This window comes from Sphingomonas tagetis (assembly GCF_024211275.1).
In the GTDB taxonomy this organism is placed as follows: domain Bacteria; phylum Pseudomonadota; class Alphaproteobacteria; order Sphingomonadales; family Sphingomonadaceae; genus Sphingomonas; species Sphingomonas tagetis.
Window position 1 is genome coordinate 1 of the sequence record NZ_JAMLDX010000039.1, and the last position, 7623, is coordinate 7623.

The 7623-nt window shown below is 62.4% G+C and carries 9 protein-coding genes; 3 read left to right on the forward strand and 6 right to left on the reverse strand.

What is annotated here, in order from left to right; all coding sequences use genetic code 11:
• Positions 1 to 568 precede the first annotated feature (568 nt).
• A complete protein-coding gene (locus M9978_RS22795) occupies positions 569 to 1081 on the reverse strand; it encodes a Ros/MucR family transcriptional regulator (protein WP_254297439.1) in 513 nt (170 codons plus the stop codon).
• Positions 1082 to 1427: 346 nt separating this feature from the next.
• Here M9978_RS22795 and M9978_RS22800 point away from each other — a divergent pair, with 346 nt between their 5' ends.
• The gene (locus M9978_RS22800) at positions 1428 to 1805 is read left to right on the forward strand and encodes a response regulator (protein ID WP_254297441.1); all 378 of its coding nucleotides are present in this window, start codon (positions 1428 to 1430) and stop codon (positions 1803 to 1805) included.
• A gap of 145 nt (positions 1806 to 1950) precedes the next feature.
• On the opposite strand, the gene M9978_RS23510 is transcribed toward M9978_RS22800, so the two are convergent.
• From M9978_RS23510 to M9978_RS22815, 4 genes are all read right to left on the reverse strand, one after another.
• Positions 1951 to 2157, reverse strand: a complete 207-nt coding sequence (locus tag M9978_RS23510; RefSeq protein WP_367305101.1) for a DUF1508 domain-containing protein — start codon at positions 2155 to 2157, stop codon at positions 1951 to 1953.
• Between the two features lie 289 nt (positions 2158 to 2446).
• Complete coding sequence (locus M9978_RS22805; RefSeq protein ID WP_254297443.1) at positions 2447 to 2698, reverse strand: hypothetical protein; 252 nt, start codon at positions 2696 to 2698, stop codon at positions 2447 to 2449.
• 198 nt (positions 2699 to 2896) lie between these two features.
• The gene (locus tag M9978_RS22810) at positions 2897 to 3163 is read right to left on the reverse strand and encodes an usg protein (RefSeq protein ID WP_254297444.1); all 267 of its coding nucleotides are present in this window, start codon (positions 3161 to 3163) and stop codon (positions 2897 to 2899) included.
• Complete coding sequence (locus M9978_RS22815; protein ID WP_254297446.1) at positions 3160 to 3399, reverse strand: hypothetical protein; 240 nt, start codon at positions 3397 to 3399, stop codon at positions 3160 to 3162. The genes M9978_RS22810 and M9978_RS22815 overlap by 4 nt, the downstream gene beginning before the upstream one ends.
• A 267-nt stretch (positions 3400 to 3666) precedes the next feature.
• Between M9978_RS22815 and groES the strand changes: the two genes are divergently transcribed.
• Both groES and groL read left to right on the forward strand, forming a co-directional pair.
• Positions 3667 to 3981, forward strand: coding sequence for a co-chaperone GroES (gene groES / locus M9978_RS22820; protein ID WP_254297448.1), 315 nt, complete (start codon positions 3667 to 3669; stop codon positions 3979 to 3981).
• Between the two features lie 55 nt (positions 3982 to 4036).
• Positions 4037 to 5656 (forward strand): chaperonin GroEL, encoded by a 1620-nt coding sequence (groL, locus tag M9978_RS22825; RefSeq protein WP_254297450.1) that lies wholly within the window; start codon positions 4037 to 4039, stop codon positions 5654 to 5656.
• Positions 5657 to 5974: 318 nt separating this feature from the next.
• Here the strand turns inward: groL and M9978_RS22830 are convergent, their stop codons facing one another.
• Entirely contained in the window at positions 5975 to 7303 is a 1329-nt protein-coding gene (locus tag M9978_RS22830) for an alginate export family protein (RefSeq protein WP_254297451.1), read from the reverse strand.
• Positions 7304 to 7623: the final 320 nt, after the last annotated feature.

Consider the following 7623-nt stretch of genomic DNA (forward strand, 5'->3'; position numbering starts at 1 on the left):
ATCGACGACGACAACGATATGAAGAGGGCCCCGATCGGGGCCCTCTTCATATCGTCAGGCCCGCATCAACAATGGCCTGCTTTTACTCCGCCCCGCTGGCCTGGAATCCGACCGGCGTTGACAATCGTCCGCCCAGCGAAGGAATCACGGAACGATGTCGGTCGCAGACGGCTCGACCGCTGGCGTGATTGCGAAGCGCTCCTCCGGTGGTCATGAAGAGAAGAGGAGCATGAGGGCGGTCGGGAACTGGTCGAGGAGGAAGATACCAGCCCGGGGGCTGGTATCTTCGCATGGACCGCGGTGCCCCACCCAGCCTGGCCGAGTGAGGATGGGCAGCGGCAGGCAATGCGCTGCTTGCATGCGCCCGCCTTCTTTGCTCGAGACCGGACATGGGTGCCTGTTCTGACCTCCAGCGCCTCGTCACATTCGCGCTGGCCAGAGCCCCCCGACTGGCTGAAGCGGGGCCTGCACTCGAAGGAAGCCAATGTCCGGCGCGAGGCGGACGAAAGCCTCGCCGCAATGGTTGCCGCGGCGGTGGCCAGCTCAAACGATACGGTCTCGGCGGGTCCTAACCGACCGCAGCTTCGGGCTTGCCCTTCGCTTTCGCTGCCTTTCTGGGCTTGGGCGCTGCCTTTGGCACGGGCTTGCTCTGCACCTTCTGTCCGGGCTTGCGGCCCAAGCCAATCCTCTTCGCCATCTCGCGGCGCTGCTCGGAATAGGCCGGCGCGGTCATCGGATAGGTCGCAGGCAGGTTGTAGCGCGAGCGATATTCAGCGGGCGTAAGACCATGCGTGCCGAGATGGCGGGTCAGCGTGCGATAGGGCCGCCCGTCAATCATCGAGACGATGTGTTCCTTGCTCGCAAGGCTTTTCCGCGCGGTGACTGCAGGCGTATATTCCGACGCAGCGGCAGGTTCAGCTTCGGTCGCTGCCGGCGCGGTAAGTCCACCGACCGTTTTATGCATCGCTGTCAGAAACGCCACCGCCTCATCGGTCGAGGCACGCGTGTTGTTGTTGGCGAGCCAGGCAACGGTAAGTTCAGCGGCAAGCTCAACAGCACTCAACGACGTTTCTTCACTCATGATCATCTCCGCCTGAATTTGTCGCGCATGAATAGCCGGTTCCAGAGCGAGTTCAAGGCACGGGCCATCGGCAGAACCGATTTGCGCAATTCAGGATCACCGGCGTTTGCGCGGGCGGCTAATTATATTGAGAACACCAGAAAATGGTCGTCGCGTTGCTACCCCAAAATGGCGCCGCGCGTTGCGCTTCCTTACACGCGGTGGGAAATGGCCAGATTGAAAGGTTGCTTCCCCGATTGCCCTTCTTGTGAGGGCCGGGAACTATTCATCATGCTGATCGTCTGGGAGCAGCCCTCCGGCATCGCACATCATCGACAGTCCGCTCTCTTCACACGGGACGATCTTCATGTCTGGTTCCATCCTCATACTGTTTGCTGAAGACGAGCCGCTTATTCAGTCGGCTGCGGAAGACGCACTTGTCGATGGCGGGTACCAGGTCCTCGCCGCCAGCAATGGCCAGGAAGCGATACGGCTGCTCGATGAACGGATCGAGGAGATCGGCGGGCTCATTACCGACGTGCGAATGGGAGCAGGACCAACCGGCTGGGAGGTAGCACGTCACGCACGGTCGCTAAACCCGGAGCTTCCCGTCGTCTATACCACTGGCGACAGTGCGGCGGACTGGGCCGCCGAGGGTGTCCCCAAAAGCGTCGTCGTCCAGAAGCCCTATGCCGATGCCCAGGTGCTGGCAGCCATTTCCAGTCTCATGATTATATCCAGCTGATCCAGGGGCCGAACCGGATCGCAAGCGATTGCAGACCTCCGATGTAGCGAGGTCATCTTGCGCGCATCTGCCTCCTGAGGCGAGGCGATCAGTGGAGCTCGGCGAGCGTTATACCGCTGCTACCTCGCGCTTCGATCAGAGACCCCTAATTGTCGCCGGGGTCATACCGGATCGGTGTCGCATTGGTGACCAGCATCACCGAAGCTACCGCGGCCTCGCACTCCTTCTTCGAGCCGTAGCCTTCTCCGTACGCGACGATATTGTCCGGCTCCCGCACCAACCGCCACTTCCATGGCCCTCGTGCGCCGACAGCTTTGGCCTCCGCACCCTGCCTAGTTATTTCAAAGTACATTTCAGCAACTCCCTAAGATAGTCATTATCAGGGCGAGTTACGTCTGTTACAAAGGCAACTATTCTCAGACATCGTCAGGTAACCGATGTCATGATCCGGCTCCTCTCCAGCCTGCCTTTGCCTTACCCACAATGGCTATTTTGGGTTAACGGATCAAGCTCGTTTTGAGTTGCGTTGAACAGTACTACTTTTTGTAATGATTTTTTGCGGTGCGGGCTCCTCGCGACGATGATCGCGCAGCGGTGTCGAGCTTCAACGGCAACTAAACGCCGAAGCCAGCTGAACGCGGTCACACGCCCTGGCTATGCAGTTCGTCATCGGCGGCTAGGCGGGCGCGCCTTTCATGCATGGATAGCAATCCTCCAGATGCGACACTGGGCGCGCCGGTGCGACGCGGGGCCCAGAGCGGCTGTCGGATCGAACATCGCGGCGTTGGTCGCGGACTTGGCAGCTCGCAACGCGCGAACCGCTGGAGCCGGTCAAGATCGCGCTGCAGAAGCGCCAGCTCGATCGGAAACGTCGGCAGATCGTCGATCTGCATGCCCTGCGCAGCGCTCCCCGATGCGAGGAAATGGTCGAACAGCGGCTTGCGCTCGGCGACGGCCAGCCGAGCGTTTCCAGTTCCGCGGGCGTCACCGCCAGCAGCGCCAGCACTAACTCCATGATGTCGTCGAACGGCAGCACGATTTACGCGGGACGCCGTCGCGCTCGCGCCAGCGTGGGATCGGGCCGCGGCTTATTAGATCGAAATGACGCCGTCCACCGCGCGCCACTCCGCGGGCCGGATCAATCGCTCATGCGCGATCCGCACCGAGTGGAGCGCCGCCTCGATCTCGCGTCGCCAATAGTCGAGAAAATTGAGCAGCACCGGGAAGTCGGGTGCCAGATCATATTCCTGCCAGACGAACAACTGTAGCAAGGAGGGCGCGTCGAGGCGGTAATAGTGGATCTCTGCGAAGGTTAGCCCATAGCCCTCCAGTTGCGAGATGAATGCCCGATCGCTCATTGCCGCGTCGCCTCGCTCGGTCGTTTCTGAGCGTCAAGCGAGCGCAACGCAGCAAGCACTTCGTCGATTGAAACGGCGCTCCGCGCACCCGGGCGGCTGCGCAAAGCCGGGTTGTCCCTGACCGCCGATCGGTCGGACGCCCAGCGAGCGAGAATGGCGCACTTGACCTCGGGCTCGAGACTGGGGTGACGCGCAACGTCGAAGGGATGAAGAATGCGCGAGACTGGTTGCGACATGTACATGCCTCCTTTCCTTGCTGTCGCTCCTTTCCACGGGGCCTGTGCCCATCGCCAAAATTGGTGGACAGTTTAACGCCGTCAAGAGGGCGACACACCGTCCACGCCGTCAAGATCGCGGCTTTTGGCACTGTCTGCCGACGAGTGCCAAAAATTTGCGTTCCGGGTCTTGACCCAAAAAATCTGCTTTCCTAATTCCGCCTCGCCCGCCGCTGCTAGGGAGCGTCGGGCACATTGACATCATGCTTATGCAACTGGAGGTTATGCATGCATTTCCGCCCCTTGCACGACCGTGTGGTCGTCCGCCGCATCGAAGCCGAGGAGAGGACCTCGGGCGGCATTATCATCCCCGACACCGCCAAGGAAAAGCCGCAGGAAGGCGAAGTCGTCGCTGTCGGCCCGGGCACGCGGGATGACAGCGGTTCGCTCGTCGAGCTGTCGGTGAAGGCCGGCGACCGCATCCTGTTCGGCAAATGGTCGGGCACCGAGGTCAAGATCGACGGCGAGGACCTGCTCATCATGAAGGAGAGCGACATCCTCGGCGTGGTCGAGACTGCGGTCCCGCTCAAGCAGGCGGCCTGACCGACCGCCTTTATCCCTCGAACATCCAGGAAGGACAAGAAAGGAGTAGGCAGCGATGGCTGCAAAGGAAGTCAAGTTTGCGTCGGACGCGCGTGACCGCATGCTGCGCGGCGTGGATACGCTTGCGAATGCAGTGAAGGTGACGCTGGGCCCCAAGGGCCGCAACGTCGTGATCGAGAAGAGCTTCGGGGCGCCCCGCATCACCAAGGACGGCGTCACCGTCGCCAAGGAGATCGAGCTCGCCGACAAGTTCGAGAATATGGGCGCGCAGATGCTGCGCGAAGTCGCCAACAAGCAGAACGACAAGGCCGGCGACGGTACCACCACCGCCACCGTGCTCGCCCAGGCGATCGTGCGCGAAGGCTCGAAGGCCGTCGCCGCCGGCATGAACCCGATGGACGTCAAGCGCGGGATCGATCTCGCCGTGAATACGGTGGTCAAGGATCTCGAAGCGCATGCCAAGCAGGTCAGCGCCAACACCGAGATCGCGCAGGTCGCAACCATTTCGGCCAATGGCGACGAGGAGGTCGGCCGCATCCTGGCGGAGGCGATGGAGAAGGTCGGCAATGAGGGCGTGATCACGGTCGAGGAGGCCAAGAGCCTCGAGACCGAGCTCGAGACGGTGGACGGCATGCAGTTCGACCGCGGCTATCTCTCGCCCTATTTCATCACCAATCCCGAGAAGCTGCGCGTTGAGCTGGATGACCCGTACATCCTGATCCACGAGAAGAAGCTCGCGAATCTGCAGGCGTTGGTGCCGTTGCTCGAGAAGGTGGTGCAGTCGGGCCGTCCGCTGCTGATCATCGCCGAGGACGTCGAAGGCGAGGCGCTGGCGACGCTGGTCGTCAACAAGCTGCGCGGCGGGCTCAAGGTCGCGGCAGTCAAGGCGCCAGGCTTCGGCGATCGCCGCAAGGCGATGCTCGAGGACATTGCGATCCTCACCGGCGGCAACGTCGTGAGCGAGGAGCTCGGCACCAAGCTCGAGAATGTCACTATTGGCATGCTCGGCCGGGCAAAGAAGGTCTCGATCGACAAGGACAACACCACGATCATCGACGGCGTCGGCGCCAAGTCCGACATCGACAGCCGGGTTTCGCAGATCCGGCAGCAGATCGAGACGACGACGTCCGACTATGACCGCGAGAAGCTGCAGGAACGGCTCGCGAAGCTTGCCGGCGGCGTCGCGGTGATCCGGGTCGGCGGCGCGACGGAGGTCGAGGTGAAGGAGAAGAAGGACCGCGTCGATGACGCGCTCCATGCCACCCGCGCCGCAGTCGAAGAAGGCATCCTGCCGGGCGGCGGTGTGCCGCTGCTCCGCGCACTGAAGGCACTGGATGGACTCGGGGCGGCGAACGACGACCAGCAGTCTGGCATCGACATCGTGCGTCGGGCGCTCCGCGCGCCTGCGCGGCAGATCGCCGAGAACGCGGGTGAGGACGGTGCGTGGATCGTCGGCAAGCTGCTCGAGAGCGAGGACTATAGTTGGGGCTTCAACGCCGCGACCGGAGAGTATCAGGACCTTGTCCGGGCCGGCGTTATTGACCCGGCCAAGGTCGTACGTACCGCGCTCCAGGACGCTGCCTCCGTGGCCTCGCTGTTAATCACCACCGAGGCGCTTGTCGCCGAGGTGCCAAAGGACGAAAGGGCCGCGCCGATGCCGGCGATGGACTATTGAAGGAGCTGAGGAGCGCAGCATTGCTGCGCTCCCAGTACACCGGCGTTACCGTTGACATTGGGTGAAGGAAGTGAACCGCCGTTCAGTCGAGGTAGACTGACGAGCAGATCGCGTTCGCTCTGAAGCAGGTGGAGACGGGGACGTCGGTGGCCGAGGTTATTCGTCGCATGGCGTGTCGGAACAGACTGAACCGCGCTTCACTCCTGATCAAGCGACGGCCTTTGGGAACCGCAGTGAGCCGGAGGGACGGCCGATGGGCGCTGAACGGCATGTCGACTGACGCTTTTCAATACCGTCAGATCGGACCGGCGCTCACATTCAAAAGCTCGCGGTTAGATTGACCGACGTGTAAAGCGTCGTCCCTCCTGCGGGCGCATTTGGCGCTTCACGCAGGAATCGGCCCTTCGCCAACACGACGCCGTTCGCCTCGAACCTCAACTTTTCGGGCAGCACCCACCAGCGCAGCCGTGCGTCGAACTGATGTCCGGCGAAATTGCCAGCACGACCGCTGGCGTCTCGCACGCCCGTCGTGGAGAAGCTGTCGGTTGGCTCGGCCAGCCACAGCGCGTGCCACGTCGCGGTCAGGTCGATGCGCTTGGAGGGCGCCATCTCGACGCGGGGTCCAAACGAGACCAAATTGGCGCGGCCCACCGCATTATAGAGTCCGGCCGGCGCAAGATCGGCTCGACGCATGCCGAATAGCGTATCGAAGCGCCCATAGCTCCCGCCCACGTGATCGCCGCTCGCGCGGTCGTACTCCAGGGAAAACCGGGTCTTCCAGGCATCTGCGAGCGTGTAGCCCAGATCGGCATGAACGAAGCTCGCGCTGACCGGCACCTTCGCCGCGTTCGCCGCCGTGGAAGCGCTGATCCGGCCGGACTGAAGAAAGGCTTCGATCTCGAAATCGACTTTACCCGCGGCCGCGTCTCGCATGACTCGCCCGCCATAGGTGTTCAGCGAGCGATCGCGCGTTCCCCGACCGGGCGTGTCGCGTTCGCCGAGGTGATAAAAGCTCGTCTCGATCGTCACCGGGCCGATCGCCTTGGCCTTGGCAACGGTCCCGCCCCACAGCACCTGATCGAACCCTTCATGATCCCATTCGATGCGCCCGCTACGCAGCGACGCCGCGTCATCGGGCCGGCGTTGTTGCGGAAGCACGTAAATGAGCGTTCCCGCGATCCCGCCTGGCGCGGCGATGTCGGTCTTCAATCCGGTATAGCCATTGGTGGTGTTGCGATAATCGTCAGCGGCCACCAGCCGCCGCGATCCGATGTTGAGGGTGGAGCGGCCGGCCTGAACAGTGAGGCGGGTCTTGCCGAGCTGTGTGCGATACGCCGCATAGGCCTGCACCAGTTCGGCAGTGTTGACCTCGTTGGTCGTGACCGGCGTGCCCGCGTCTGCGCCCCATACGCGGCTGTCCCAGATCTCGGCCGCAATGGTCAGTGGGCCCTCGCGATAGCTGGCGAACAGCGTCGTGCGCAGATTCATCAGAGCGTCGGTGCGGTCGAATCCGGTCCGTGGCTGGTTTTCGATCGTCTCGTAGCGCACGCGGATCGAACCCGAGAGGTCGAACCCCTCCCTCTGCTGGGCGATGGCAGGTGAAGCTGCGGAGGCAAGCAAACAGGCGGCATACGCAAGACGTGGCATGAAGCATCCTTGAAAGATCACAATGGATGCGAATCTTCAGCTGACGCCTCGTGAGGGATCGCGGCCCCCATCCCTGTGCAGAGCCATACTGGTTCTTGCCTGTCAAGTCCGACGCGACGGCAGCTTTCGAGGTAAGCGCTTCGATTGGAGAATGACCGAAATCGGGGCGTGTAACCGCAATGTGCCGCAGCTATTATTGTGAAGGGTTTCGGGGCGCCGAAGGCGTACGAAAGCCTCTAATGCAGGAACCCGCGGGCCGCACGCGGTGCATTATGGGGATTTCGGTTTTCCGCTGATCTTGGTGAAGTGAAGCGCGGCTT

What these genes read in the sequence shown, in the direction of transcription:
- M9978_RS22805 (WP_254297443.1), bottom strand. Translation starts at nt 2,698, where the DNA reads ATGCAGATCGACGATCTGCCGACGTTTCCGATCGAGCTGGCGCTTCTG.
- groL (WP_254297450.1), top strand. Translation starts at nt 4,037, where the DNA reads ATGGCTGCAAAGGAAGTCAAGTTTGCGTCGGACGCGCGTGACCGCATG.
- M9978_RS22795 (WP_254297439.1), bottom strand. Translation starts at nt 1,081, where the DNA reads ATGAGTGAAGAAACGTCGTTGAGTGCTGTTGAGCTTGCCGCTGAACTT.
- M9978_RS22815 (WP_254297446.1), bottom strand. Translation starts at nt 3,399, where the DNA reads ATGTCGCAACCAGTCTCGCGCATTCTTCATCCCTTCGACGTTGCGCGT.
- M9978_RS22800 (WP_254297441.1), top strand. Translation starts at nt 1,428, where the DNA reads ATGTCTGGTTCCATCCTCATACTGTTTGCTGAAGACGAGCCGCTTATT.
- M9978_RS23510 (WP_367305101.1), bottom strand. Translation starts at nt 2,157, where the DNA reads ATGTACTTTGAAATAACTAGGCAGGGTGCGGAGGCCAAAGCTGTCGGC.
- M9978_RS22830 (WP_254297451.1), bottom strand. Translation starts at nt 7,303, where the DNA reads ATGCCACGTCTTGCGTATGCCGCCTGTTTGCTTGCCTCCGCAGCTTCA.
- M9978_RS22810 (WP_254297444.1), bottom strand. Translation starts at nt 3,163, where the DNA reads ATGAGCGATCGGGCATTCATCTCGCAACTGGAGGGCTATGGGCTAACC.
- groES (WP_254297448.1), top strand. Translation starts at nt 3,667, where the DNA reads ATGCATTTCCGCCCCTTGCACGACCGTGTGGTCGTCCGCCGCATCGAA.